This window comes from Streptomyces sp. NBC_00005 (assembly GCF_045160215.1).
Lineage (GTDB): Bacteria > Actinomycetota > Actinomycetes > Streptomycetales > Streptomycetaceae > Streptomyces.
In genome coordinates this window covers 9,555,575-9,580,725 of record NZ_CP108316.1, presented here as the reverse complement: position 1 = coordinate 9,580,725, position 25,151 = coordinate 9,555,575, and the positions used below count along the sequence as shown (strand labels likewise).

21 protein-coding genes, 1 pseudogene and 2 riboswitches are annotated in these 25,151 nt (G+C 72.1%); of the genes and pseudogenes, 12 read left to right on the top strand and 10 right to left on the bottom strand.

What is annotated here, in order from left to right; genetic code table 11:
* The first annotated feature begins 221 nt into the window (after nt 1-221).
* Entirely contained in the window at nt 222-698 is a 477-nt protein-coding gene (locus tag OG303_RS43720) for an Lrp/AsnC family transcriptional regulator (RefSeq protein ID WP_405875473.1), read from the top strand.
* A gap of 62 nt (nt 699-760) precedes the next feature.
* Nucleotides 761-1,456 carry an HAD family hydrolase gene (locus OG303_RS43715; RefSeq protein ID WP_405875472.1) on the top strand — a complete coding sequence of 232 codons (696 nt, stop codon included), beginning with the start codon at nt 761-763 and terminating at the stop codon, nt 1,454-1,456.
* Here OG303_RS43715 and OG303_RS43710 read toward each other — a convergent pair.
* On the bottom strand, nt 1,404-3,044 hold the full coding sequence (locus OG303_RS43710) for an AMP-binding protein (RefSeq protein WP_405875471.1): 1,641 nt from the start codon (nt 3,042-3,044) through the stop codon (nt 1,404-1,406). The genes OG303_RS43715 and OG303_RS43710 overlap by 53 nt on opposite strands.
* 7 nt (nt 3,045-3,051) lie before the next feature.
* Nucleotides 3,052-3,699, bottom strand: coding sequence for a TetR/AcrR family transcriptional regulator (locus OG303_RS43705; protein WP_405875470.1), 648 nt, complete (start codon nt 3,697-3,699; stop codon nt 3,052-3,054).
* 82 nt (nt 3,700-3,781) lie between these two features.
* Here OG303_RS43705 and OG303_RS43700 point away from each other — a divergent pair, with 82 nt between their 5' ends.
* Nucleotides 3,782-6,844 (top strand): carboxyl transferase domain-containing protein, encoded by a 3,063-nt coding sequence (locus OG303_RS43700; protein WP_405875469.1) that lies wholly within the window; start codon nt 3,782-3,784, stop codon nt 6,842-6,844.
* A 117-nt stretch (nt 6,845-6,961) separates the two neighbouring features.
* Here OG303_RS43700 and OG303_RS43695 read toward each other — a convergent pair whose 3' ends face one another.
* Entirely contained in the window at nt 6,962-8,350 is a 1,389-nt protein-coding gene (locus OG303_RS43695; RefSeq protein WP_405875468.1) for an FAD-binding oxidoreductase, read from the bottom strand.
* Nucleotides 8,351-8,490: 140 nt separating this feature from the next.
* The gene (locus OG303_RS43690; RefSeq protein ID WP_405875467.1) at nt 8,491-11,097 is read right to left on the bottom strand and encodes an ATP-binding protein; all 2,607 of its coding nucleotides are present in this window, start codon (nt 11,095-11,097) and stop codon (nt 8,491-8,493) included.
* 205 nt (nt 11,098-11,302) lie between these two features.
* A riboswitch (ZMP/ZTP riboswitch) is annotated at nt 11,303-11,387 on the top strand.
* Nucleotides 11,388-11,417: 30 nt separating this feature from the next.
* Between OG303_RS43690 and OG303_RS43685 the strand changes: the two genes are divergently transcribed.
* From OG303_RS43685 to OG303_RS43665, 5 genes and pseudogenes are all read left to right on the top strand, one after another.
* Nucleotides 11,418-11,549 (top strand): hypothetical protein, encoded by a 132-nt coding sequence (locus OG303_RS43685; RefSeq protein ID WP_405875466.1) that lies wholly within the window; start codon nt 11,418-11,420, stop codon nt 11,547-11,549.
* Between the two features lie 6 nt (nt 11,550-11,555).
* Entirely contained in the window at nt 11,556-12,572 is a 1,017-nt protein-coding gene (locus OG303_RS43680; protein WP_405875465.1) for a phosphoribosylaminoimidazolecarboxamide formyltransferase, read from the top strand.
* A 101-nt stretch (nt 12,573-12,673) separates the two neighbouring features.
* Nucleotides 12,674-13,357 (top strand): IMP cyclohydrolase, encoded by a 684-nt coding sequence (locus tag OG303_RS43675; protein ID WP_405875464.1) that lies wholly within the window; start codon nt 12,674-12,676, stop codon nt 13,355-13,357.
* 48 nt (nt 13,358-13,405) lie between these two features.
* Nucleotides 13,406-13,623 (top strand): annotated as a pseudogene (locus tag OG303_RS43670) (hypothetical protein); the annotation flags it as partial.
* A 165-nt stretch (nt 13,624-13,788) separates the two neighbouring features.
* Complete coding sequence (locus tag OG303_RS43665) at nt 13,789-15,402, top strand: MFS transporter (RefSeq protein WP_405875463.1); 1,614 nt, start codon at nt 13,789-13,791, stop codon at nt 15,400-15,402.
* A 34-nt stretch (nt 15,403-15,436) separates the two neighbouring features.
* Here OG303_RS43665 and OG303_RS43660 read toward each other — a convergent pair whose 3' ends face one another.
* The 4 genes from OG303_RS43660 to OG303_RS43645 form a co-directional block, all read right to left on the bottom strand.
* Nucleotides 15,437-16,165: a TIGR03943 family putative permease subunit gene (locus tag OG303_RS43660; RefSeq protein WP_405875462.1), complete on the bottom strand. Its 729-nt coding sequence runs from the start codon at nt 16,163-16,165 to the stop codon at nt 15,437-15,439.
* Nucleotides 16,162-17,193 (bottom strand): permease, encoded by a 1,032-nt coding sequence (locus OG303_RS43655; protein ID WP_405875461.1) that lies wholly within the window; start codon nt 17,191-17,193, stop codon nt 16,162-16,164. Before OG303_RS43655 ends, OG303_RS43660 begins: the two co-directional genes overlap by 4 nt.
* Before the next feature lie 133 nt (nt 17,194-17,326).
* Entirely contained in the window at nt 17,327-18,196 is an 870-nt protein-coding gene (locus tag OG303_RS43650) for a hypothetical protein (RefSeq protein ID WP_405875460.1), read from the bottom strand.
* 63 nt (nt 18,197-18,259) lie between these two features.
* Nucleotides 18,260-19,039 carry a LysR family transcriptional regulator substrate-binding protein gene (locus OG303_RS43645; RefSeq protein ID WP_405875459.1) on the bottom strand — a complete coding sequence of 260 codons (780 nt, stop codon included), beginning with the start codon at nt 19,037-19,039 and terminating at the stop codon, nt 18,260-18,262.
* Nucleotides 19,040-19,097: 58 nt separating this feature from the next.
* Here OG303_RS43645 and OG303_RS43640 point away from each other — a divergent pair, with 58 nt between their 5' ends.
* Both OG303_RS43640 and OG303_RS43635 read left to right on the top strand, forming a co-directional pair.
* Complete coding sequence (locus OG303_RS43640; RefSeq protein WP_405875458.1) at nt 19,098-19,502, top strand: DUF5997 family protein; 405 nt, start codon at nt 19,098-19,100, stop codon at nt 19,500-19,502.
* Nucleotides 19,503-19,715: 213 nt separating this feature from the next.
* Nucleotides 19,716-19,890: riboswitch (cyclic di-AMP (ydaO/yuaA leader) on the top strand.
* Nucleotides 19,891-19,898: 8 nt separating this feature from the next.
* Nucleotides 19,899-21,272 carry an NlpC/P60 family protein gene (locus OG303_RS43635; RefSeq protein ID WP_405875457.1) on the top strand — a complete coding sequence of 458 codons (1,374 nt, stop codon included), beginning with the start codon at nt 19,899-19,901 and terminating at the stop codon, nt 21,270-21,272.
* Nucleotides 21,273-21,277: 5 nt separating this feature from the next.
* Here OG303_RS43635 and OG303_RS43630 read toward each other — a convergent pair whose 3' ends face one another.
* Nucleotides 21,278-22,183, bottom strand: coding sequence for a LysR family transcriptional regulator (locus tag OG303_RS43630; protein WP_405875456.1), 906 nt, complete (start codon nt 22,181-22,183; stop codon nt 21,278-21,280).
* 103 nt (nt 22,184-22,286) lie between these two features.
* On the opposite strand from OG303_RS43630, the gene OG303_RS43625 reads away from it, so the two are divergent.
* Nucleotides 22,287-23,684 (top strand): M20 family metallopeptidase, encoded by a 1,398-nt coding sequence (locus tag OG303_RS43625; protein WP_405875455.1) that lies wholly within the window; start codon nt 22,287-22,289, stop codon nt 23,682-23,684.
* A 10-nt stretch (nt 23,685-23,694) separates the two neighbouring features.
* Complete coding sequence (locus OG303_RS43620; protein ID WP_405875454.1) at nt 23,695-24,981, top strand: MFS transporter; 1,287 nt, start codon at nt 23,695-23,697, stop codon at nt 24,979-24,981.
* On the opposite strand, the gene OG303_RS43615 is transcribed toward OG303_RS43620, so the two are convergent.
* Nucleotides 24,974-25,111 carry a hypothetical protein gene (locus OG303_RS43615; RefSeq protein ID WP_405875453.1) on the bottom strand — a complete coding sequence of 46 codons (138 nt, stop codon included), beginning with the start codon at nt 25,109-25,111 and terminating at the stop codon, nt 24,974-24,976. The two genes, OG303_RS43620 and OG303_RS43615, sit on opposite strands and share 8 nt — an antisense overlap.
* Between the last annotated feature and the right edge of the window lie 40 nt (nt 25,112-25,151).

Here is a 25,151-nt window from a genome sequence, read left to right as displayed (position 1 = left end):
ACAGCCACATGATCAGCGGCATGCACCGCGACACGACCACGGCATGGAAAAGGCGCCGCGGGGGTCCGCAGCGCCATCGACGCGTTCATTGCAGCATCAAGACGCCACCTGGCTCAAGCGCCCTCCAATATGCTGGGCCATTGGCACAGACATATCGGTCCGGCGGCGTCCACGGGCGAGCCATCGGACCACGGGCGAGGTACGAGGAGGCCGGGCGACACATGGCCGTCGACGAGCTCGACACCCGCATCCTGCGGTTGCTGATGGAGCAGCCGCGTACGAGCGTGCGCGAGTACGCCCGCATCCTGGGCGTCGCCCGCGGCACCCTGCAGGCCCGCCTCGACCGGCTGGAACGGGACGGCGTGATCACCGGCACGGGCCCGACCCTCTCCCCCGCCGCGCTCGGCCACCCGGTGCTCGCGTTCGTGCACATCGAGGTCACCCAGGGGCATCTGGACGACGTGGGGGACGCACTGGCCGCCGTACCGGAGATCGTCGAGGCCTTCTCGATCACGGGCGGCGGCGATCTGCTGACCCGGGTCGTGGCGCGAGACAACGCTCATCTGGAGGACGTGATCCAGAAGCTGATCAGTCTGCCGGGCGTCGTCCGCACCCGCACCGAGGTGGCCCTGCGCGAGCGCGTCCCGCAGCGGCTGCTGCCGCTGGTCCAGTCGATCGGCCGCGCGGCACGGACGTGAGGGCGCGCGGTCCGGAGAATTGCCGCGCGCGACCCGCAGATGACCTTTGCCATGCTGGAACCATGAGCAAGCTCGGCAACACATCGGTCATCTTCGATCTCGACGGAACGCTCGTGGACAGCGAGCCGAACTACTACGAAGCAGGCCGGCAGACCCTCGCCGAGCACGGCGTCCCGGACTTCACCTGGGCGGACCACGAGCGGTACGTCGGCGTCAGCACGCTGGAGACGGCCGGCCTGTGGAAGCAGGAGTACGGCCTCGCGACCTCCGCCGACGACCTCCTCGCCGACATCAACCGCCGCTATCTGGAGCTGGCCCGCACCGCCACGCGCGCGTACCCCGAGATGCGGAAGTTCGTGGAGCTGCTCGCGACGGAAGGAGTGGCGATGGCCGTCGCCTCGGGTTCGTCGCCCGAGGCCATCGAGGCGATCCTGACCGGCACGGGCCTGGACGCGTATCTCCGCACCGTCGTCTCGGCCGACGAGGTCCCCCGCGGCAAGCCCGCCCCGGACGTCTTCCTGGAAGCGGCCCGGCGTCTCGGGGCGGCCCCCGGCGACTGCGTGGTCCTGGAGGACGCCGCCCCCGGTGCCGCCGCCGCGCACGCCGCCGGCATGCGCTGCATCGCGATCCCCTACGTCGCCGCACAGGCCGAGGCCCCCGAGTTCGCCACCGCCGGCCTGCTGCTGCGCGGCGGGCAGGCGGAGTTCACGGCGCGGGGCGCGTACGACTGGCTCGTGCGCTCAGTTCGGTCTTCCTGATCTTTCCGGTCGGCGTGAGGGGCAGCTCCGCGACGATCTCGACGAGCGGCACCTTGTACGTCGCCATCGCCCCCTTCGCCCAGCCGCGCAGTTCGTCGGCGGTCAGCCCCGAACCCGGCGCGGTCCGCACGAAGGCGTACGGCAGTTGTCCGCTGTGCTCGTCCGCGACGGCGACCACGGCTGCCGCGAGCACCTCGGGATGCCGTCCGAGCAGGGTCTCGACCTCGGTCGGGAACACGCTCATCCCCTTCACCTTGATCATGTCCTTGTTCCGGCCGAGGTAGCGCAGACAGCCGTCCTCGTCGAGGCTGCCGATGTCCCCCGTGTGCAGCCAACCGTCGCGCAGCGCGCGGGTGGTGGCCTCGGGTGCGCGCCAGTAGCGGGTGAGGACGGAGGGGCTGCGGACGACGATCTCGCCGGGTTCGCCCAGCGGCAGCGGCTCGCCGGTCGTGAAGTCGACGACCATGAACTCGGTGCCGGGCACGGGCAGTCCGCAGAACACCGGGTCGCCGAGCAGGTCGTGGTCGCCGTCCTGGAAGCCCAGGGTGTTGGTGTCGCTGGTGTGGGTCTCGGTCATGCCGTACGAGGCCTCGCGCAGGATGCCGCGGGTCGCCTGCCTCCAGCGTGCACGTACCTCGGGGGTGAGCTTGCGGATGAAGGAGACGGCGAGCGGGGCGGTGAGGCTGCTCAGGTCGCGGTGCGGGAAGTCGGGGTGGTCGAGGAGTTCGAGGTAGTTCTCGACGGTGCCGGCCATGGTGTTGACCCGGTGCGTCTCGACCGCGTCGAGCACGGCGGCCGGGTCCCAGCGCGTGAGCAGCACGCTGGTGCCGCCGGAAACCAGCGGGGCGAGGAGACCGAGGTTCTCGCCGGCGATCCAGAAGACGGGCAGGTAGCACAGGGAGACGATGCCGTCCTCGGCACCGGGCAGGCCGTTCTGGATGGCGGTGGCCGTGTAGACCATGTGGCGCTGGGTGTGTTCGACGCCCTTGGGCAGTCCGGTCGTGCCGCCGGTGTAGTTGAGGGCGGCGAGCGCGTCGAGGTCCTCGGCCGGCGCGGCGAGGGGCGGGTGGTCCATGACGCCCGGCCACACGTCCTCCAGCAGTACCGCGCGTGCGGCCGTGCCGTCGAGCGCCTCGGCGAGCACGTCCCGCAGCGGCTCGAAGGACAGCACCAACTCGGCGCCGGAGTTCTCGACTTCGTGCCGCACCTCCGCCACCTTGAACATCGGGTTGACCGGCACGTGCACCGCTCCGAGCCGCAGGATCGCGAGGAACGCGACGGCGAAGAACACGCTGTTGGGCAGATGGACCGCCACCCGGTCCCCGGCGCGCACACCGCGGTCCTCCAGCCAACCCGCCAACCGGTCGGTGACGTCGTCGAGTTCGCGGTAGTCGAGCACCTGGCCATGGGTGACGAACGCGGGCCGATCCGGCGTCTCCCGGGCCCAGTGCCGTACGTACCCCGGCACCGTCCACGTCCCGGCGCGGTGCGTCACGGTGTCCGGCTGCCTGCCCCGCCGCGACTTCGCCCAGCGGGCGCGCAGGTCGGCGAGGTGTTCGTCGGTGCGTGGCGTTGGCGTTGGCGTCATGGTGCCGCTACTCCTGTCGTGTCGGTTCCTGTCGTATGGGTCCGGCTCTCAGCAGGTGCAGGTACATGGCCGTGACGTCGCGTACGGCGTCCTCGTACGTGTCGGGCCACGCGGCGACCCGGTGGGCGAACTCGACGCACATGCCTCCCACCGCGCGGGCCACGGCGAGCGGTTCGGCGATGGGGGCGGCCCGGCCTCCGTCGGCGAGGCGGCGGATGTAGCGGGCGTGGCGGTGGACGGGCCGTTCGCGGATCTCGTCCCACAGCCGCCCCACGTCCGGGTCGGTGCGGGCCTGCTGTTCCAACAGGCCGAGCAGCGGCTGGTGTTGGGCGTACGCGGCGATGAAGGCTCCTATGGACGCCTCCGCGACGGCATGCGTGTCGTCCGTGTCGACGCCCGGTACCTCCTGTGCAGCGAGGAACGCGTCCCGTACACGCACCGCGAGCACGCGGAAGATCTCCTCCTTGGAGGCGAAGTACACGTAGAAGCCCGCCCGGGAGACCTCGGCCTCGGTGGTGATGTCGGCGACGGTGGCCGGGCCGAGGCCGAGCCGCGCGAAGACGGCCTCGGCGGCGTCCAGGAGCCGGGCGCGGGCCGGGGCCTCTGTGCGGTCGCGGGCGGTGCGGACCGCCCAGGCCTTCTGTGTGCGTGCCACGCGGGGAGCATATTGACGTTGACGTCAATGTCAATGAGCATGGCGGGGCCGGTCGATGACGTCCGTGTCCTGGAGGGCTCCGATGGGTTCTGCCGCTGTACTGGTCGCCAACCGCGGGGAGATCGCCGTACGCGTCCTGCGGGCCGCGTCGGAGGCCGGGCTGCGCTCGGTCGCGGTGTATGTCGGGGGCGACGACGGGCACGCTCGACTGGCCGACGAGGCTGTGCCGTTGGGCGACTATCTCGACGCAGACGCTTTGCTCGCCGCCGCGCGGAGCACCGGATGCGACTTCCTCCACCCCGGCTACGGCTTTCTGAGCGAGGACGCGGACTTCGCGCGCCGCTGCGCCGGGGCAGGGATCACCTTCGTCGGGCCCACGCCCGAAGTGCTGGCGATCTTCGGGGACAAGGCGCGCGCCCGTGAGTTCGCCGCCGAGGCGGGGGTCCCCGTGCTCGCCGGAGCCCACGGCCCGGACGGGGCACGGGAGTTGCTGGCTGCCGGGCCCGTGATGATCAAGGCGGTCGGCGGGGGTGGCGGGCGCGGGATGCGGGTCGTGCGGCGGGCCGAGGAGCTGGACAAGGCCTGGGAGCGGTGCCGTTCCGAGGCGCAACAGGGCTTCGGCCGGGGCGAGTTGTACGCGGAACGGCTGCTGGAGGGTGCCCGGCACATCGAGGTGCAGGTCGTCGGGGACGCGACCGGAGCCGTCACCCACCTGTGGGACCGGGACTGCAGCGCGCAGCTCCGCCACCAGAAGGTGATCGAGATCGCGCCCGCCCCCGAACTCCCCGAGAACACCAGGGAGCAGGTCCTCGACGCCGCACTGCGCATGGCCCGCGCCGCCCGGTGCTCGAATCTGGTCACCTTCGAATTCATGCTCCGGGGCGAGGAGTTCTGGTTCATCGAGGCCAATCCCCGGCTGCAGGTGGAGCACACGGTCACCGAGGAGGTGACCGGGGTCGATCTGGTCGCCGTACAACTGCGCCTGGCGGCCGGGGCCACGCTGGCTGAAGTGGGGTTGTCTGGGCCGCCTGCTCCGCCGCGCGGGTTCGCCGTGCAGGCCCGGGTCAATGCAGTGGAGGCGGGGCGGATCACGCGCTTCGACCTGCCGTCCGGGCCCGGTGTGCGGGTCGACACGGCGATCCGTGCGGGGGCCGAAGTCGGCGTCCGGTACGACCCGTTGCTCGCGAAGGTGATCGCGCACGTCCCGGCGGGCGATGCGGAGGCGGCTTGTGCGCGGGCGCGGCGGGCCTTGGGCGAGTTCGCCGTGGAGGGGGTGCGGACAGGGGTTCCGCTGCTGCGGGACGTACTGGCACGGCCGCGCTTCTGGGACCACACGGGTGTGGTGGCGGAGCTTGCGCAGGCCCACGTCGCTCCCGAGGACGCGAAGTCACTGGACGGCACGGTCGTCGCGCCGCTCAGCGGCACCGTCCTCTCCGTCGACGTCTGTCCCGGTGAACCGGTGCGTGCCGGGCAGCAGTTGCTGGTGCTGGAGGCCATGAAGATGGAGCACGTGGTGCGGGCTCCCGGCTCCGGAGTCGTACGGCTGCTCCACGCGCGCGTGGGCGAAACGGTCGGCGAGGGCGCCCCGTTGGCCGGCCTGGACGACGTCACCGGCGCGCACGGCGACGGGCCCGCGGCAGAGCCGGTCGCCCCGGATGCCGTGCGCGCGGACCTCGCCGAGGCAGTGCACCGGCACTCCTTCGGACTGGACGAGCACCGGCCGGAGGCGGTGGCCAAACGCCACGCTCTCGGCAGGCGCACCGCCCGCGAGAACATCGACGACCTGTGCGACGCGGGCACCTTCACCGAGTTCGGTGCTCTCGCGATCGCCGCCCAGCGCCGGCGCCGCTCGCTGGACGACCTGATCCGGTCGACGCCGGCGGACGGCATGGTCACCGGCACCGGGCGCGTCAACGGCCAACCGTGCGTGGCGATGTCGTACGACTACACGGTTCTCGCGGGCACCCAGGGGCTGCAGAACCACCGCAAGACCGACCGGATGCTGGAGATCGCCGAGGAACGGCGGCTGCCCGTGGTGCTGTTCGCGGAGGGCGGCGGCGGGCGGCCCGGGGACACTGACACCACGTCCGTGGCGGGGCTGGACGTGACCACCTTCCAGCGGATGGGGCGGCTCAGCGGGCTGGTCCCGCTGGTGGGCATCGTCTCGGGACGGTGTTTCGCGGGCAACGCGGCACTGCTCGGCTGCTGCGACGTCGTGATCGCCACGCCCGACGCGACGATCGGGATGGGCGGGCCCGCGATGATCGAGGGCGGCGGGCTCGGCGTGTACCGGCCGGAGGAAGTGGGGCCGTTGTCGGTCCAGGTGCCCAACGGGGTGGTGGACGTCGCGGTCTCCGACGAGGCGGAGGCCGTGCGGGTGGCGCGGCGCTGTCTGTCGTACTTCCAAGGACCACAAGGGAGTTGGGCGGCGCCGGATCAGCGGCTGCTCAGGCAGGTGGTGCCGGAGAACCGGCGTCGGGCCTACGACGTGCGGGCGGCGGTCACGGGGCTCGCGGACACGGACTCGGTGCTGGAGCTCCGGCCGGAGTTCGGCGTGGGGGTGCTGACCTGTCTCGTGCGTATCGAGGGGCGTCCGTTGGGGCTGCTGGCCAGCAACCCGGCGCATCTGGGCGGGGCGATCGACCGGGACGCGGCCGACAAGGCGGCGCGGTTCCTGGAGTTGTGCGACGCCTTCGGGCTGCCGGTGGTCTCGCTGTGCGACACCCCGGGGTTCATGGTCGGCCCGGACGCGGAACGGACCGCCACCGTACGGCACTTCGCGCGGCTGTTCGTCACGGGCGCCAAGCTGCGGGTGCCGCTGGTGAGTCTGGTGCTGCGCAAGGCGTACGGGCTCGGGGCCATGGCCATGATGGGCGGCTCGACGCGCGCTCCCCTGGCCACGGCCGCCTGGCCGAGCGGCGAGTTCGGCGGGATGGGTCTGGAGGGCGCGGTAGGGCTCGGCCATCGCAAGGAGTTGGAGGCGATCGCGGACCCGGCCGAGCGTGCCCGCGTCTTCGAGGAGCGGGTCGCCGAGTTGTACGAGCGCGGGAAGGCGGTCAACGCGGCGGCCGCGCTGGAGATCGACGCGGTGATCGACCCGGCCGGGTCGCGGGCCTGGATCCTGGCGGCGCTGGGGCCTGCCTGACGCATTGCCTCCTGCCGCACGGCATCATCCGGGCCTTGCGGCGGTGCCCCGTCCCCCGCCCGGGGCACCGCCCGTTCATCGACGCCTGGTGACTGCGGCGCCTGGTGCGTGGCCCGGTCAGCTCGGGCGGATGTTCTGGTTGAGGCGGAACACGTTGTCCGGGTCGCGGTCGGCCTTGACCTGGACCAGGCGGTCGTAGTTGCCGCGGTAGCTGGCTCGGACGCGGTCCTGGCCCTCGTCCATCATCATGTTCACGTAGGCGCCGCCCGCCGAGTACGGGTGCAGGGCCTCGAAGTAGTCGACGGTCCACCGCTTGACCAGCTCCGCGTTGGCCGGGTCGGGGTCGACGCCGGCGTAGACGGAGGACCACTGGGCTCCGCGGTAGGCCCACGGGGTCTCGTCGGGGCCGACGTCATGGGCCGCGCCGTCGATCGGGTACAGGTGCATGGTCGACTGGACGGTCGGCACCTCGGCGCCGTACTTGGCGTGGAGTTCGACGGCCTCGTCGGGGATCTCGTTGACGAAGTCGGCGCGCCAGTACCACTGGTGGCCGGGCGGGTAGAGCCCGTCGAACATGCCCTGCAGGTCGGGGTGGGGCATGGGTCCGACCGCGTGCAGCATCGGCGTCGGCAGGGCGTCGAGCAGCGGGGCCATCTCGCGGGCGGCCGCCTCGGTGTCGCCGCCCGCGTAGCACCAGACGACGCCTGCCGTCTTGCGCATGTGGAGGTCCTCGGGGAACGGCGGGGCCGGCGGGACGGTGCCGTACAGGAAGAAGGCGTTGAGTTCGCGCGGCGCGTTCGGGAGGAACTCCCGGTAGGCGCTGAGCACTTCGGCGCTGATCTCGACGGGCCAGAAGGTCGGACCGCCGACGACCGTGCCGACCTCGTGCAGCCGGAACTGGAACGAGGTGACGACGCCGAAGTTGCCGCCACCGCCGCGGATCGCCCAGAACAGGTCGGTGTTCTCGTCGGCGCTCGCCCGCACCTGCTGTCCGTCGGCCAGGACGATGTCGGCGGACAGGATGTTGTCGATGGTCAGGCCGCACTTGCGGGTCAGATGGCCGAGCCCGCCGCCGAGGGTGAGGCCGCCGACGCCGGTGGTGGAGACGATGCCGCTGGGGGTGGCGAGGCCGTGCGGGTTGGTGGCGCGGTCCACCTCGCCCCAGACGCAGCCGCCGCCGACCCGGACGGTGCGGGCCGCGGGGTCGACGTGGATGTCCTTCAGGGGTGACAGGTCGACCACCACGCCGCCGTCGACGGTGCCGAGACCGGCTCCGTGATGTCCGCCGCCGCGGACGGCCAGCGGCAGGTCGTGGGCTCGGGCGAAGCCGATCACGCGGGCTACGGCGTTCGGGTCGCCACAGCGGGCGATGAGCGCGGGGCGCCGGTCGATCATCGCGTTGTAGACCGGGCGGGCCTCTTCGTAGCCGGAGTCCTCGGGTCCGATCAGCTCACCGGTGAAGTCGGCCAGTTCGCTGCGTGCTGCCTGGGCGGGTGTGCTGGACATACGGAATTCCCCCGTCTTGTCGGAGTCGGTCGTTTTATCCGAGTCAGTTCCTTACGTCCGTTCTACTCGCGTTGCGCGGGCCCGGGTATCCGTGGACGTCACCTAGCTCGGGCCCGCGGGATACCTACGCCGCGGCATACCTACGTTTCGTGGTCGGTGAGCAGTCCGAGCTCCGCCGCGCGGACGGCGGCGTGGCGCCGGGTCGGCGCGTCCAGCTTGTCCAGGACCGCACGGACGTGGTTGTCGACCGTGCGGACGGAGACGACGAGCCGGGCGGCGATCTCAGAGTTGGTCAGGCCCTCGGCCAGCAGCCGCATGACCTGCAGCTGGCGTTCCGTGAGGCCGGCCGGGTTGCCGCGGGTGGCGGCGAGCGGGCCACGCGGGATGTGGCGCACGCCGAGCCCGCGCAGCTCGGTGCGGACCAGACGGGCCAGCGGCTCGGCGCCCAGCGCGTCGAGCCGGGCGAGGGCGGTGAGCTTGTCCGCGGGTTCCGGGCTCTCCGCGAGCGCGGCGGCGTATTCGTACGGGCAACCCGCCGTGTGCCACAGGGCCGCGGCCCGCCGCCACTGGCCGCGCGCCTGCAGTGCGTACGGGTGCCCCGAGTCGTCGTCCGCCGGGACCGGTGGGCGCCCGGCCTTGGTGAGCCAGTAGCCGAGCTCGGCGCGGTAGGGGACGACCGCCAGGTGACGGGCCTGGGCGTGGACCGGGGCGGCGGCCTCGATCACGGCGGCATGGTCGCCGCGCAGCCAGGCCGCCTCCGCGAGCGCGGCCGCCACGGGCCCGGTGCGCTGGAGTTCCCGGGTGCGTACGGCGATCTCCCAGGCCTCGGCGAGGAGCTTCTCGGCACCGGGCCGGCCGCACCGGGTGCGCACCCGGGCGAGGACGGTCAGCGCAGGGCAGCGCGCGGGCAGGAAGTCGTGGATGCCGAACTCGGCGTGCCGCTCGGCGTCCCCCCAGTCTGCGGCGGCGAGCCGGCGTATGGCCAGCTCGACGTGGAGGTAGGTGAGGAAGCCGAGGTGCTCGGCGCGGTCGGCCAGGTCCATGGCCGGAGGCAGGAAGCGGTCGGCCTCGGTGTACTGCAGGTTGTCGAGCAGGGTCCAGATGAGGTTGGCGTAGGCGCGGCAGGCGTGCTCGACCTCACCGGCGTCGAGGGCGACCTCGAGACTTTCCTCCACCTGGTGTCGCCCGCCCGGGTCCCCGCCCCGCCAGCGGGCCGTGCCCTGGTTGTTCAGGGCATGGGAGAGGATCGCCGCGTCGTCCGTCTTGCGGGCCAGGACGATGGCGCGCTCGGCGTGTTCCACGGCCTCGGGATAGCGGTCGGACAGCATCCGCAGCTGGGCGATGTTGCTGACGGCGAGCGCCAGCAGCCGGTCGTCGCCGGCGTGCTCCAGGACCGCGACGGCCTCGCGGGCGGCCTCCTGCGCCTCGTCGGCGTTCCCGGCCCACCAGTGGATACGGGACAGCCAGCGCAGGTCGGCGCCGAGGCCGAGGGTGTCGCCGAGGGAGCGGCGCAGGGCGACCGCCTCGCGCTCGGCGGTGACGGCGGCGGCCGAGTCGGCGATGGTGTAGGTCTCCACGGCGTAGCGTTCCAGCAGGTCGGCGCGTTCGGCGGGGGCGTGGCGGTGCCGTTGGTCGAGGACGAGTCGCAGCTGGGCGGCGGCCTCACGGTGGGCGCCGGCCGAGGCGGCGTCCCGGGCCGCGTCGGGCCCGTAGCGGGCGATGGCGTCCTGGTCGCCCGCCTGGGCGGCGTGGTGGACGACGCGGGCGGCGTCGGAGCCGGGGCGGGCTACCAGCGCCGCGAGGACGTTGCGGTTGAGCTCGATGCGCCGGGCGGCGGGCACGGAGTCGGCGACCGCCCGCCGGATCAGCTCGTGCCGGAACGCCACCCGCTCCGGGGCCACGGCCAGCAGCCCGCGCTGCTCGGCCGCCGCGAGGACGGCCACTCCGCCCTTGAGCAGTTCGTCGACGAGCGGGCGTTCCACCGCGGACGGCACGACGGCCAGCTGCTCCAGCGCGTCCACGGTCGCCGGGTCCAGTCCGCGCAGCCGGGCGAGCACGGCGTCGACGACGGTCGGGGGCACTCCCCCGGTGCCGCCGTCCGCGAGGACCTCGGCGACGAAGAAGGGGTTCCCGGACGTCACCGCGTACACCTGCCCCGGATCGAGCCCGCCGGTCGCGCTCAGCGTGCGGACCGCGTCCAGGGACAGCCGGGCCAGGGGCAGGCGGTGCACGCGGGGAGCGCGGGAGACCTGGCCGAGGAGGTGGCGCAGCGGGTGTCCGCGGCTCAGCTCGTCGTCGCGGTAGGTGAGCACGAGGAGGGCGGGCAGTCCCTCCATGCGCCGCACGAGGAAGCGCAGCGCGTCCAGGGACGCCTCGTCGGCCCAGTGCACGTCCTCGACGACGAGTACCGCCGGATGCGGAGTCAGAGCCAGCTCACCGTGCAGGGCCTCGTAGACGCGGTGGCGGTCGCCGCCCTCGGTGACGGCGCGGGCCAGTTCGGTGCCGACATTGCCGACGAGGTCGCGGAACGGGCCGAGGGGCCGCCGGGTGGCGAGGTCGTCGCACTGTCCGACGAGGACGCGAGCGCACCCGGGCAGTCGGTCGGGCATGGCTCTGACCAGGCTCGACTTGCCGATTCCGGCCTCACCGAAGACGAGCGCCACCGATCCGGCCCCGTCCGCCGCCTCCTGTGCGGCCGTGGCCAGCTGTTCCAGTTCGGGCTCACGCTCGAGGATCCCCGGGTCCACTCCGCCGATTCTGCCACCGGGGGCGGGCTCGCATGACGGCTCCGACCGGCTGATGTCACACTTCGGGCGACCTCCGCCCCTGAATGCAGACACTCATTGACACAGGCGGATACATAGGGACAGCCGACGGGTGCGGTCATGAGCACGACCCATACCTCCCGCGAGGGGACGTCCTCCCGTCCGACCCGCCCTTGCGGGTAGAGTCCTGCCCGGCCGCGACTGGCGAGGGTGGACAACCACCGGGGAGCGGCCGAGGTTCAGCGTGAGCGTCGACCGCCTGGGCGCCTCCGTCAGTGATGTTCCGCTGAGGAGGCCATGACGTGGATCTGCGGTACGGAATGAACCCGCAGCAGACGGCGGACGCCACGCCGGTACGGCCCGGCCGGTGGCCGGTGCGGGTGGTGCAGGGAAGCCCGTCGTACATCAACATGCTGGACGCGCTGGGCAGTTAGCAGCTGGTGCGGGAGGCGAGCCGGTCCCTCGGTCGGCCGGCGGCCGCGTCCTTCAAGCATGTCTCACCCGCCGGTGCCGCCGTGGCCGGGCCGGTCGACGAGGTGACGGCCGAGCTCCACGGTGTTCACCGGGCCGACGTCGGCGCGCTGACCAGTGCGTATCTGCGCGCTCGCGACGCCGACCCCAAGTCCTCCTACGGGGACTTCGCCGCCGTCTCGGGCCCGGTCGACAAGGAACTGGCCGAGTTGCTGACCCGCGTGGTCTGCGACGGCATCATCGCGCCGGGCTACGCGCCGGGCACCGTGGCCAGGCTCGGCAGGAAGAAGAACGGCTGCTTCCTCGTGATGGAGGCCGACCCGGACTTCGTGCCTCCGGAGTACGAGACACGGGATGTCTTCGGTCTGCACCTGACCCAGCAGCGGGACCAAGTGCCGCTTGCCGCCACGCTGTTGGAGAACACGGTGTGCGGCGAACTGCCCGCCACGGCCGCGGAGGATCTCCTGCTCGGCCTCGTGGTGCTGCGCCACACACAGTCCAACTCGGTGTGCTTCGTGCGCGACAGGGCGACGCTCGGCATCGGTGCGGGACAGCAGTCCCGCGTCGACTGCACACGCCTTGCCGGGGCGAAGGCCGACACATGGTGGTTGCGGCGCCATCCTGCCGTTCGCGCGCTCGCCTTCCGGCCGGGCATCCGGCGCCAGGACCGGATCAACTGGCAGATCCGCTGCATCGAGGGTGACCTCACCCCGGACGAGCGCACCAGGCTGTCCGGTGCGCTGTCGCGGCCGGGGCAGGAACTGACGGACAGCGGTCGCGCCGCGTGGATGGCCCGGCTGAAGGGGGTCGCGTTCGTCTCCGACGGGGCCCTGCCGTTCCGCGACAACGTCGACCACGCACACCGGCACGGTGTCGACTACATCGCCGAGCCGGGCGGATCGATCCGCTCCGCGGAGGTCGAGGACGCCTGCCGCGAGCACGGAATCACCCTCGCCCGCACCAGCATCAGGCTGTTCCACCACTGACCCCCACCACGGCAGCACTCACCCACCCTTGATCCACTGCTGAGGAACGCCCTCACCGCGCCAGGGCAGACCTCCTCGCACCGACCGGAAAGCGCATCAACATGCCCGCTCTGCATGACCTGTTGGCCGCCAACCCGTACCCCGGCCGCGGCGTCCTGTGCGCCCGCACCCACTCCGGAGCCGTGCTGGGCGGTTACTTCCTCACCGGCCGCAGCCCGGCCTCGCGCGACCGCGCGTTGAGGCTGATCGACGGTGAGCTCGTGGTCGGGCCCCTCGCTCCCGGGGAGCACGACCCCCTGCGCCACTACGCCGCCGTCACGGCCACGAGCGACTGGCTGGTGGTGGGCAACGGCGAGCAGGTGGCCCAGGCCGCGCAACGGCTCCGTGCGGGAGCCTCGCCCACCGACGCGCTCAGCGGTTTCGCGTACGAACCGGACCCCCCGATCCGGACGTCCCGCCTCACCGCGCTGATCAGCCGCGACGGCGGCCGCACCACCGTCTTCGGAGCCGCCCGCCCCAGCCGCGCCGCACGCCCGACCAGCAACGTGATGACCCTCGCCGTACAGGATCTGCAAGCCGGCGAAGCGGTCCTGCTGACCACCTATGAGTCCGACGGCGAACAGGTCTCGGTCGCCGCGCCCTTCACCGAGGTCACTGTCAACGCCAGGAACGGCGCGGAGCTGTTGGACGAGATCTGGGGGGCGCTCGACGAACGGTTCCGGATCGCCGCCGCCGTGATCGACCCCACCGAGGGAGCGGAGTGCGCGATCCAGCGATCTTCCTGAGCCGGACCCGTTGGCGCTCTACGGTCCCCTGCCTGTCGTCCGGTCGACCACGTCGACCTCTACAGCGCCTCCCGACCGACCTGGGCGGAGAAGAACGTCACGGTCACGCAGACCACCGACTTCCCCGGGAGCAGGGCACCAGGCTCACCATCGGAGGCCGTGGCGCCACCTTCGAACTGCGCCTGCGGGTGCCGTCCTGGGCGACCGCGGGTTTCCGAGTGACGGTCAACGGCCCTGCGGTGCACGGGAATCCGACCCCGGGCAGCAATCGCATCCGAACCGACGGCGGAACACCGCCGGGCGGGCACATGGAACCGGCGATGCGTCGTCTCATCAATGGGGCGAGGGTTTCCACAGATGACTTCCGGCCCCGCCTCGACCGGGACATGCCAGCGGATGCGACGCGTCCGGATCGGACGCAGACTGATGTCATGGCTGGTACGAGCAGGCCACAGGACAGCGGTGCGGTCGAAAGCCGCAAAGCGCCGTCTCAGTCACTCGCGCTGGCCGCCATGATGTTCGCGGTCGCGATGACGTTCATCGACCAGACGATCGTGTCGATCGCGACACCCGACATCGTGGACGAACTCGGGCTCTCCAGCTCGGGGATGCAGTGGGTCGTCAACGCCTATCTCCTCGCGCTGGCCGCGTTCTTCGCACTGGGCGGACGCCTGGCCGACCTGTTCGGCCCGCGCCGTATGGTCGTGATCGGAACGCTGGTCTTCGTGCTGTCCTCCGCCCTGTGCGGCTGCGTACCGAAGGGCGATTTCGCCCTCGCCTGGCTCGTGATCTTCCGCGCCACCCAGGGACTGGGGGCGGCCCTGCTCTTCCCCGCCGCCCTCGCGGTCGTCGTCGCCGTGTTCCCCGTGGAGCGGCGCGGCCGGGCGCTGGCGCTGTTCTTCGGCATCACCGGGGCCCTGACGGCGATCGGGCCCCTGCTCGGCGGCTGGCTGACGTCCTGGACCTGGCGGGCGATCTTCTGGGTCAACGTGCCTGTCGCCATAGTCGCGTTGATCCTGACCGCCCTGGCCCACATCTCCGACCGGCGGCGCGACGAGCGGCTCGACGTCCGGGGCGCCGTCATGGTCGCGGTCGGCATGGGACTGAGCGTCCTGGGCTTCCAGCAGTCCTGGTCCTGGGGCTGGGACAACATCGGCACCTGGGCCTGCATCGTGGGCGGCCTGGCGGTCCTGGTCTTCTTCTGCCGCTACGAACTGCGGACCCACCACCCCCTGATCCGGCTCGCCGTCTTCAAGGACCGCGCGTTCACCGTCGACAACCTGGTGCTCTTCTTCGCCATGCTGGCGTTCGTCCCGCTGTTCTTCTTCGCCTCGGTCTACGCCCAGGTGTCGTTGAGCGCCTCGCCGAACCAGGCGGCCCTGTATCTGCTGTACGTCTTCGCGGGCTTCGCCATCGCCTCCCAGTGGGGCGGCCGGATCCTCGACAAGAAGGGTGCACGCCCGGCCCTGAAGATCGGCGGGATCCTCGGAGCCGTCGGCTTCGCCCTGTGGGCCGGCAAGCTGACCGATCTGTCCATGCACGACCAGTGGCCCTATGCCGCCCTGGCCGGCGCGGGCATCGGTTTCATCCTCGCCCCCGCGTCGACGGACGCCGTCAACCGGGCGATCGACGCGTCGTACGGCGAGGTCACCGGCATCACGCAGACCATCCGCAACTACGCGGCGAGCATCGGCCTCGCGGTGTTCGGCACCCTGCTGACCCACCGGATGACCGACAACGTCGTGAACACGCTGGAGTCGCGCGGGATACCGTCCGGCGTCGCGAACGAGACGGCCCGGGGCATCGCGGAATCCATGACGGGCAACGCCGACACCCGCCAGCCGACCGGGAACGGTGCCGTCGCCGAAGCGACGCGGGACGCCATGTCCTCGATCCGCGCGGACTTCGCCCAGGCCAACCAATGGGTGTTCTACGGCATGGCAGTTGCCCTCGGCCTCGCGTACCTCTGCGCCCTGCGGCACCCCGGCGACCGCGCCACGGCAGCACCGGCCAAGGAGCAAGCCCCGCAGCCGGCGAGCCACTGACGCCGGTTGAAGTGCCGCGGTGCCGGTCGCCTCGTCACGAGGGTGTGAGCGGAAGGTCGTCCGTGTACGCGTTGACGGGCGGGTTGATGCGCTCCGTGCGGTGGATGTCGAGGGCCGCCGTCGCCGACTTCGTGCCGAGCGTGCCGCGGGGGTGCCAGGTTCCGGTGACGGCCACCCAGGTGTTGGCGGGCAGCACGGGAGTCCCGTACATCCGGACCTTGACCGACTGGGAGTCCGCCGCGCAGCAGGTGAAGATGATCCGGGTCAGATACCAGCCGGCGCCCTGCCCCGCCGGGGTAACGAAGCCGGTCATGCGGACGTTGCGGCCCTTGATGGCCTGTTCCGGGTCCTGCTGGACCCGGGCGGTGAAGTCCGTGAGGGTCATCGGCACGGGTGTGGTCGCGGGCAGCGGGTCGAACCGTTGTTCCTTCTGTACGGCCTTGTTGTTCGCGCGTGCGGCCGTGTACGCGCCGAGGGCGGGCGGAGCGTGGAGGAGCAGGCTGAGCGCGGGCAGGAAGAGCAGCCAGGCGATGCGGGGGACGGTGGAGTGGTCATGGCCGTGTGCGTGCCCGTGGTCTTCGGGTTCCGCGCGGTCGAGGGCCGCTCCCGCCATGCCCAGCAGCAGAAGCAGCACGCCGGAGGCGATGAGTACCGGACGTAGGCCTTCCTTGACGTAGCGCAGATAGAGGTCGCTGAACAGGGCGGCGTGCAGCAGGCCCAGGCCGGTGAGGACCAGCAGGAGGACTTGGACGTGGCGCTTCACAGCAGCGCGCCTCCGATCAGGACGCTGGCGACCACGGCCACGACCGTGGTCGCCGTGGAGAAGCGGAGCGCGAAGGCCCGCCCGAACGTGCCCGCCTGAAGAGCGATCAGCTTCAGGTCGACCATCGGGCCGACCACCATGAAGGCGAGCCGGGCGGTGGGCGAGAAGCCGGTGAGCGAGGCGGCGACGAAGGCGTCGGCCTCCGAGCAGACGGCGAGCAGGACGGCGAGCGCGGCCAGGAAGAGCACCGACAGCCAGGGCGAGCCGGAGAAGGTGTCGAGGACCGAGCTCGGCACGGCCACGTTGAAGGTGGCCGCGGCCATGGCGCCCAGTACCAGGAAGCCGCCGGCGTGCAGGAAGTCGTGCCGGAAGCCGAGGCGGAACTCCGCCCAGCGGCTGTGCCCCTGCCGATGGCCCGTGTGCCGCACGGCGGGGCGCAGCCATTCCTCACGTCCCAGCCAGAGCCACAGCCAGCCCATCGCGGCGGCGGTGACGAGGGACGCGAGCAGCCGGGCGGCGACCATGGCGGGGTTTCCCGGGAAGGCGACGGCCGTGGCGGTGAGCACGATCGGGTTGATCGCGGGCGCGGAGAGGAGGAAGGCGAAGGCCGCGGCCGGGGTGACACCGCGGCGGATCAGACTGTTCGCGACCGGCACCGAGGCGCACTCGCAGCCCGGCAGGACGACACCCGCGACACCGGCCACCGGGACGGCGAGCGCGGGACGCCTGGGCAGGATCCTGGTGAACAGGTCGGCCGGTACGAACGCGTTGATCGCCCCCGACAGGGCCGTGCCCAGGAGGAGGAAGGGCAGCGCCTGGACGGTGATGGCCAGGCAGACCGTGCGCCAGGCCGCGACAGCGGGGGCGTTCAGCCACCCGACGCCGGTGAGTGCGAGAACCGCCGCCGGGCCGGCCGCCGTCACGATGCCCGGCCAGGGCCGTCGGGTGGCGCGGCGTCTTGGCCGGCCGACCGGCGCGACGGTCGCCGTCTCTTCCGCCACGTCAACCATTTCATCCGTTTTTTGCATTTTTACTCCGGATGTCGGATTTCGTGGCGAAGATAAGCGAGGACCCCTCCCCTCACGGCGCGCACACGCCGCCACAGACGGATGAATGGACGGGACCCGGCACGCGCTTGACCATCCCGGGGGACAGTCCCGCTCAGCCGACCGCCACGTGATCGTCCGAGGACGGAGACTCGACCCTCGCCCCCGACGTCCCCCCGCGCCGCACGGGCAGGAGGGCGGGGACGGGCGGGCGCTTGCGGCCGCGGCCGTGGCAAAGGGCCAGGACGATCGCGGCGGCGACCGCGATCAGGTGCTCGCGTCCGGCCAGATTGGGTACGGCGATCGACTCCCACACCATCGACCCGCCGGTGAGCGTGAACACGATGGGCGCGCGCCGCACGACGGCGACATACGTGAACAGGCCCACGACGGCTGCGGACGGTCCCGTGTCCAGCACCTGCCCGATCTCGGGCGGCAGACCCAGTCCGCCCCAGCCCGGACCGAGCGCGATCATCACCCGCACCGTCAGGGTGCCGGCCAGCGTGGTGGCGTACGCGATGGCGAGTGTCCTGGCCCGGCCGAGCGCGAGTTCCGCCAGGGCGAACGCGAGGAACAGCTGCGTGATCCCCGCCCACACGGGCAGATCCAGGGCCGGGACGTACAGCGACACCGGCGTGCGCAGCAGGGCCAGCCACCACGGCAGGTCGGCCTTGACGCCGCCGAGGATCCGCACCACCACCGCACCGGTCGGCCGTTGCGCCAGCGCGTGGAAGAAGATGACACCGAAGGCGGCCACGAACGCCAGGGACAGCGCGGGCAGCCCACGACTCATGAGCTGCCGCACCGGATCGACCACGATGCCCTGCCACTCGCCCCGCAGCGTGCGCCCGACGAACGCCGCCGCCCACCACCATCCGCCGCGCGGCTGCCTGCGCCCCCGGTGGTCGACCGGGGCGCCCAACAGCCCGTCAGCGCGCAGCCTGTCCGCGACGCCGTCCGCGCACCGCATCCCCCTGCGAAGCAAAACTCCCCCTGACCAGGTAAAAGTGGCCCGTGCCGCACAGGGCGGCGCCACTCCACCCGAGGGCTACGCCCGGCGGCGAGGCTTCCTGCGCTTGGCGCCTTGGGAGACGCCGGATCCGGCACGCGGGTTGCGTCCCGCCGTCTTCCCGGCCGCCTTCCCCGCTGCGGGCTTGCGCCGGGCACCGGCCGTGTCGCCGGCCTTGCCCTTGGGCTCCGGCTCCGGCTCCGTCGCCTTGCGGCCCCGGGAGCTGTTGACCGTGCGGCCGCGGACGATCCCGATGAAGTCCTCGACCAACTCTGTGGTCGCCTCCTCGGGCCACGCCAGGGCGATGCTCGACTCGGGGGCGTCCACGAGCGGCCGGTACGTGAGGTCCTTGCGGTGGTGGAGGCGGGCCAGCGACTGGGGGACGACGAGGAGGCCGACGCCCGCCGCGACGAGTTCGACGGCGTCCTCGGTGGTGGCGGGGCGCTCGAAGGCGGGCTCGCCCGGCGGCCGGTCCCAGTCGAAGACGTCGTCGAGCGGGTGGAAGAGGACCTCGTCCGCGAGGTCCTCGACGCTCACCTCGTCCGCCGCTGTGATCACGTGGTCCTTGGGGACCACGACGACCGTCGTCTCCGTGTAGAGGGGGATGGCGCTGAAGTACGTACGGTCCACCGGCAGCCGCACGAGTCCCGCGTCGGCGCCACCGGCACGCAGCACGCCGGACACGTCGGGGCCCGGTACGGCGAGGAGGGTCAGCGGGATGTCGGGCAGGCGCTCGTTCCAGATCCGCACCCACTTGGCGGGCGTCGCCCCCGGGACGTACGCGAGCCGGAACGCTGGGGATGCTTCGGAGCCTGTCACCCGGCCAGGGTATCGGCCGTGGTCGGAGGTCCCGTCCCCGGTCGATACCCTGGACACCATGAAGTCGCACCAGACCACCCAGACGATGAAGCCCACCACGGCGGCGAAGAAGCTGGGTGTGTACCTCGAGGCCACCCCCGCCGAGTTCCGTGAGGGTGTCATCTCGCGCACCCAGCTCGACGAGCTCCAGGCCAACCCGCCCGAGTGGCTGCGTGAGCTGCGGGCCAACGGTCCGCACCCCCGTCCGGTGGTCGCGGCGAAGCTGGGCGTCTCCATCGCGGGTCTCGCCCGCGGCGGGGTCACCGAGGCCCTCACCACCGAGCAGATCGACGCCCTGAAGCAGGAGCAGCCCGAGTGGCTGCAGAAGGAGCGCGCCACCCAGGCCGAGGTCCGCAAGGAGACGGCCCGCATCAAGCAGCGGGACGCCGAGCGCGAGACCGAGAGCGACGGCCCGCGTTCCTGATCCCGTCCGCCCGCGTCCCCGAGCCCGTTCGACCGCGACTGTCGGTCGCCGTCCGGACTCACTCCGTGCACGAGACACCGATCTGACGGTGCATTACGACGAAGGTCACAAAAGCGTATCGGACATTCCGGCCTTCAACCTTCACACGGGGCGCACAAGTTGGCTAGCGTGGCATCAGGCCGCACGAGTCCCTCCGGCGAACCCCGCCGGGACGCGCGGCCTCCGCCGAGTCCGGTGCGCCCTCGTGGCAGCCGGAGCCGGGGACCCAACCGAACAATGGGGTGAATCGGCCCAACTGCCCTTCGGGGCAAGGGTCGTAGGGCATGCCTTCCGGAAATGACCGCCCGAACCCGACAGCTAACTCGGTAGGCGGAGTACGGAAGGAGTACGGCTCCCATGGCGCCGGAACGATCGTCGCGCCCCGGAGGCCTCGGCCTCCCAGGTGTGCGCAACTCCGCCCTCGCGACCGCTGCCCTCACCTCGGTGGCCCTGTTCTCGCAGACCGCCGACGCCGCACCGATGACAGGGGACGAGGGCCCCAGCCGCGAAGACGTCCGGCAGCGGGTGAGCAGCCTCTACGACCAGGCCGAGAGCGACACCGGCAACTTCAACTTCACCCGGGCCCAGTTACTGGGACCGCGGCCGCCCACCGCCCCGGGCAGTGATCGCAGGCGCTCGGACCCCGCTCTCGACGCCGTGTCCCGGCAGTGGTTCGACGGGGCGCGTGCGTCGCTGGGTCCGACGCTTCCGGCGGTACTGCCGGCCGACCGTATGCCGGCCCGCTCGGCCGAGCCCCGGCCGACGCGGCGTCCGGCGGAGCGCCCGTCGGGCAGCCGTCCCGGCCTGGAGCTGGAGGCGGCCGGCCGACCCATGGCCGAGCTGCCCGCCGCGGGGACCCGCCGTCCCGTGGCCGAGCTGACCGCCGGCCCCACGGCCGCGCTCCCCGCCGTACCGCAGCCCCGCCAGGAAGCCGTCCCGGCCCCGACCGCGGCCGCCCCCGAGTCGAAGCAGACCTTGCTGCGGAACTCCAAGCAGCAGAGCCAGCGCAAGATCGCGGCGGCCAGTGAGCTGCTGTACCGGTACACCGCCCGGCAGACCTCCCTGCCGCGCGCGGCCCTCGCGGCCCAGCAGCAGCCCCAGTTGGCCTGGCAGGATCCGGCCGACCAGGCTCGTCGTGCCGCCGAGGAGGCGTGGCGGCTGCAGCAGCCGACGGTTCTCGACATGGGCGCGCCCATGTCCGAGGAATGGCGCATGCGGCAGCCGAGCGTGCTCGACACCGGCGTACCCGCGGCCGAGGAATGGCGGTTCCAGCAGCCGAGCGTGCTCGACACCGGGGTGCCCGCGGTCGAGGAGTGGCGCATGCAGCCGAGCGTGCTCGACACCGGCGTACCCGCCTTGGAGACGCACGTCGGCACCAAGGCCGACCGGGCGATCGCCTTCGCCCGCGCGCAGATCGGCAGGCCGTGCCTGTGGGGTGCGGTCGGACCGGAGTCGTACGACAACGCCGGACTCACCCAGGCCGCCTGGAAGGCCTCCGGGGTCGCGCTGCCGCGCAGCACGTACGAGCAGGCGAGCACCGGCACGGTGATCCCGCTCGCGGAGAGCCGCCCCGGGGACCTGATCTTCTTCCACGACAACTTCAGCCACGTCGGCCTGTACACCGGCAACGGCATGATGATCCACGCGCCCGGCCCGGGCTCGGTCATCCGTGAGGAGTCGATCCACAACGCCGGGGAGGCGGCGATCCGCATCGCCGTGCGTCCCGCGTGAGGAGTTCAGGAACGCCGGTCGAGTCGTGACACCAGCAGCTCGGTGAACTGCGAGGCCGCCCACGGGAGTCGGCGGCCGAGCATCGTCTGGATCTGCGCCTCGCGCTGCCGGAAGACCGGGTGGTCGACCCGCACGTACGCGACGCCCTCGGCGGACGCGCCCTCGTCGAGGTCCCCGAGATCGCCGACGAGGGCGATGCCGCCGCCGGAGCGTACGAACTCGTACTGCGGGGCGAGCGCGTCGCAGACCAGTGCGGGACGCACCGTCAGTCCCTCCAACTGGACGCCGATGTCGAAGAGTTCGCGCTGACTGGTGCCCGCCGAGCCGAGCGCGAGCGGGTGGGCGCACAGCTCGGCCAGGGTGATCCGCTCCCGTCCGGCCAGCTCGTGGCCGGACGGGACGATCGCGGCCACCGGGATGACGACGGCGCACTCCACCCGCACGTCGTGCTGAGGGCCCATCGCATAGGTGGCGGCGACGTCCGCGACTCCCTCGGCCACCCGCCGGGTCGCCTCCTGGCGGGGCACGATGTCGAGGCGGAAGGTGACGTCCGGGTGCGCACGCCGGAAGGCGGCCAGCGCGCCCGGTACGACCCGCCGGCCGAACCCCTCCGAGCAGGCGACGGTGACGCTGCGGACGTCCGCGCCTCGTCCCGTGCGCAGTTCGTCGACGAGCGCCGCCGACTCGGCCTCGCTGCGGCGGGCGTGCGCCAGCAGCCGGGAGCCCGCGTCGGTCACGGTCATCCCGCGCGGGTGCCGGACGAAGAGCGGCACCCCGACCCCGGCCTCCAGCTTGGCGATCTGCCGGCTGATGGCCGACGGGGCGACGTTCAGCGTCTGGGCGGCCTCGCTGACGGATCCGGTCCGCGCGACCTCCAGGAAATACGTGAGGCTCACCGGCACCAGGTGCATTCCGCTCCCCTCGTCTCCCCCGTCGTGGTTTGCCGAGATTAGAACGCAGGGCTCCACAAACGGCAATGGTCGCCGCCCGGAATCCGTCCTACGCTGCATCCCCATGATGCCTGCGCAACTGCTCCGCAAAGCCCGGGATTTCGTGGACTCGGGCGCCTTCTTCACCGAGCTGGGTGCCATGGTCGCCTATCGGACCGAGAGCTCCCGCCCGGAGGCGAGCGTTGCCGTCTCGGCATACCTCGACGAGGTGCTGACCCCCGCTCTGGTCGGACTCGGCTGCAGCGTGCGGACGTACGACAACGGCGACCCGCGCGGCGGACCCTTCCTCGTCGGCAGGCGTGTGGAGTCGCCAGGGCTGCCGACCCTGCTCTGCTACGGGCACGCGGACGTGGTGGAAGGGCAGGAGGGCCGGTGGGGCGAGGGCCGGGATCCGTGGACGCTGACCGCGGAGGGCGAGCGCTGGTACGGGCGCGGCGCGGCCGACAACAAGGGCCAGCACCTCGTCAATCTCGCCGCGCTGCGGCTGCTGCTGGCCGAGCAGGGCAGGCTCGGCTTCAACCTCACGTTCCTGTTCGAGACCGGTGAGGAGATCGGCTCTCCGGGGCTCGCGGAGTTCGCCGCCGCGCACCGCAAGGAGCTGCGGGCCGACGTGCTGATCGCCTCGGACGGACCACGCGTGGACGCGGCGACGCCGACGCTGTTCCTCGGGGCGCGCGGAGGAGTGCAGATCCTGCTCGACGTGGACCTGCGCCCCGACGCCTACCACTCGGGCAACTGGGGCGGGGTGCTGCGCAATCCGGCCACGACGCTGGCGGGCGCGGTCGCGAGCCTGGTGGACGGGCACGGGCGTATTCGGGTGCCGCAGCTGCTGCCGCCCGAACTCCCCGACGCCGTAAGGGAGTCGGTGGCAGACGTCACCGTGGCGGGCAGTCCCGGTGACCCGGCGCCGGACGAGGGCTGGGGCGACACCTCGCTGACCGCCGCCGAGCGCCTGTACGCCTGGAACACGCTGGAGGTGCTGTCCCTGGGCGCGGCCGACGTCGACCGGCCGGTCAACGCGATCCCGGACAGCGCCCGCGCGGTCCTCCAACTCCGGTACGTGGCGGGCACGGACGTGAGCCGGATCGGCGAGGTCATCGCCGAGCACCTCGCGAAGGACGGCTACTCGATGGTCGACGTGACGGTGGCCGGGCGGTTCCCCGCCGGCCGCACACCGCTCGACGATCCGTGGGTGGGCTGGGCCAAGGCCGCGTTGGAGCGGGTGGCCGAGCGGCCCGTGACCGTCCTGCCCAACATCGGCGGCTCGCTGCCCCACGCCGTCTTCACCGACGTACTCGGCCTGCCCGCCCTGTGGTTGCCGCACTCGTACCCCGGCTGTCTGCAGCACGCTCCCGACGAGCACCTGCTCGCGCCGATCGCCCGCGAGGGCCTGGTCCTGGCGACGGCGCTGTTCCACGCCCTGGGCCGGCCGACCCCGGAGCTTCCGCTCCCGCGCCCGTGAAGGAATGACGATGACCGTTGAGCAGTCCCGCCCGACGACCGCCACCGCGACCACACCCGCGGCCACGAAGCGCGCGATCGCGGCGGCCACCGTCGGCAACGCGCTCGAGTGGTTCGACCTCGCGCTCTACGCGCTGCTGGCGACGTACATCGGCCGCACGTTCTTCCCGTCCGGCGACCCGGGCGTCCAACTGGTGCAGACGTACGCGGTGTTCGGGGTCACCTACCTGATCCGCCCGATCGGCGGCCTGGTGCTGGGCGCGTACGCGGACCGCCACGGGCGCAAGAAGGCGCTGATGCTGTCCATCCGGCTGATGGTCGTGGGCACGCTGCTGATGGCGTTCATGCCGGGCTACGCGACGCTCGGCATCACCGCGACCCTGGGCATCGTCCTCGCCCGGCTGCTCCAAGGCTTCGCCGCGGGCGGCGAGTTCGGCGCGGCGACCTCCTTCCTCGTCGAGCAGAACGCGGGACGCAAGGGGTTCCTCGGCAGTTTCCAGTTCGCCAGTCAGGGGCTGTCGACGCTGCTGGCGGCGGGCTTCGCGGCGGGGCTGACGGCGGGGTTGTCGGACGACCGGATGACCTCGTGGGGCTGGCGGGTGCCCTTCGTGTTCGGGCTGCTGATCGGGCCGGTCGGGTACTTCGTCCGCCGGTACGTCGACGAGTCCCCGGCGATGACCGAGGAGCCCGGTGCGCGCTCCCCCGTCCGCACGGTGTTCCGCGACCACTGGCGCGGGCTGCTGGTCGCGGGCGGCGTCCTGATCGTGTCGACGGCGTTGAACTTCATCCTCCAGTACCTGCCGACCTTCGGCATCAAGGAGCTGGGCCTGGACGACTCCCTCTCCTACGTGGCCCTGTTCGTCACCGGCGCCATCCTGACCTTCGGCACACCGGTCGTGGGCCTGCTCGCCGACCGGCACGGGCGCCTGCGCATCATGCTGCCGTCCGCCCTGCTGATCGGCGCCGCCGCCGTCCCGCTCTTCCACTGGCTCACGACGTCGCCGTCGTTCCTGACCCTCACCCTGAGCATGGCGCTGCTCGGCCTGCTCAAGGCGGCGTACTTCGGCGCGCTGCCCTCGGTGATGTCCGACGTGTTCCCGGTCCGGGCACGCGCGACCGGTCTGTCCTTCAGCTACAACACCACGGTCGCCGTCTTCGGCGGCTTCACCCCGACCATCGCGGCGGCACTGGTCACCACGACCGGCTCCCGGGTGTCACCGGCGTACTACCTGCTGGCCGTCGCCCTGCTGAGCGTGGCCGCGCTGGTGGCGGGCGCCCGCACCCACGGCATCAGATGAGGCCTCGCGGTCGTCCGGTGCCGAACCAGTGCCGGGCGAGCGCGGACAGCGTCCCTTCGCCGGGCGCGCCCACCAAGTCGTGGGTGCGCCCGGCGATCATCGTCGTGGCTCGGTGAAATATTTCAGCCATGTCTTGACATGCCGATGAAACGATTCGTAACTTGAGCCGT

What these genes read in the sequence shown, in the direction of transcription:
- OG303_RS43665 (WP_405875463.1), top strand. Translation starts at nt 13,789, where the DNA reads ATGGCTGGTACGAGCAGGCCACAGGACAGCGGTGCGGTCGAAAGCCGC.
- OG303_RS43715 (WP_405875472.1), top strand. Translation starts at nt 761, where the DNA reads ATGAGCAAGCTCGGCAACACATCGGTCATCTTCGATCTCGACGGAACG.
- OG303_RS43655 (WP_405875461.1), bottom strand. Translation starts at nt 17,193, where the DNA reads ATGCAAAAAACGGATGAAATGGTTGACGTGGCGGAAGAGACGGCGACC.
- OG303_RS43630 (WP_405875456.1), bottom strand. Translation starts at nt 22,183, where the DNA reads ATGCACCTGGTGCCGGTGAGCCTCACGTATTTCCTGGAGGTCGCGCGG.
- OG303_RS43635 (WP_405875457.1), top strand. Translation starts at nt 19,899, where the DNA reads ATGGCGCCGGAACGATCGTCGCGCCCCGGAGGCCTCGGCCTCCCAGGT.
- OG303_RS43640 (WP_405875458.1), top strand. Translation starts at nt 19,098, where the DNA reads ATGAAGTCGCACCAGACCACCCAGACGATGAAGCCCACCACGGCGGCG.
- OG303_RS43695 (WP_405875468.1), bottom strand. Translation starts at nt 8,350, where the DNA reads ATGTCCAGCACACCCGCCCAGGCAGCACGCAGCGAACTGGCCGACTTC.
- OG303_RS43620 (WP_405875454.1), top strand. Translation starts at nt 23,695, where the DNA reads ATGACCGTTGAGCAGTCCCGCCCGACGACCGCCACCGCGACCACACCC.
- OG303_RS43625 (WP_405875455.1), top strand. Translation starts at nt 22,287, where the DNA reads ATGATGCCTGCGCAACTGCTCCGCAAAGCCCGGGATTTCGTGGACTCG.
- OG303_RS43615 (WP_405875453.1), bottom strand. Translation starts at nt 25,111, where the DNA reads ATGGCTGAAATATTTCACCGAGCCACGACGATGATCGCCGGGCGCACC.
- OG303_RS43720 (WP_405875473.1), top strand. Translation starts at nt 222, where the DNA reads ATGGCCGTCGACGAGCTCGACACCCGCATCCTGCGGTTGCTGATGGAG.
- OG303_RS43700 (WP_405875469.1), top strand. Translation starts at nt 3,782, where the DNA reads ATGGGTTCTGCCGCTGTACTGGTCGCCAACCGCGGGGAGATCGCCGTA.
- OG303_RS43675 (WP_405875464.1), top strand. Translation starts at nt 12,674, where the DNA reads ATGCCCGCTCTGCATGACCTGTTGGCCGCCAACCCGTACCCCGGCCGC.
- OG303_RS43710 (WP_405875471.1), bottom strand. Translation starts at nt 3,044, where the DNA reads ATGACGCCAACGCCAACGCCACGCACCGACGAACACCTCGCCGACCTG.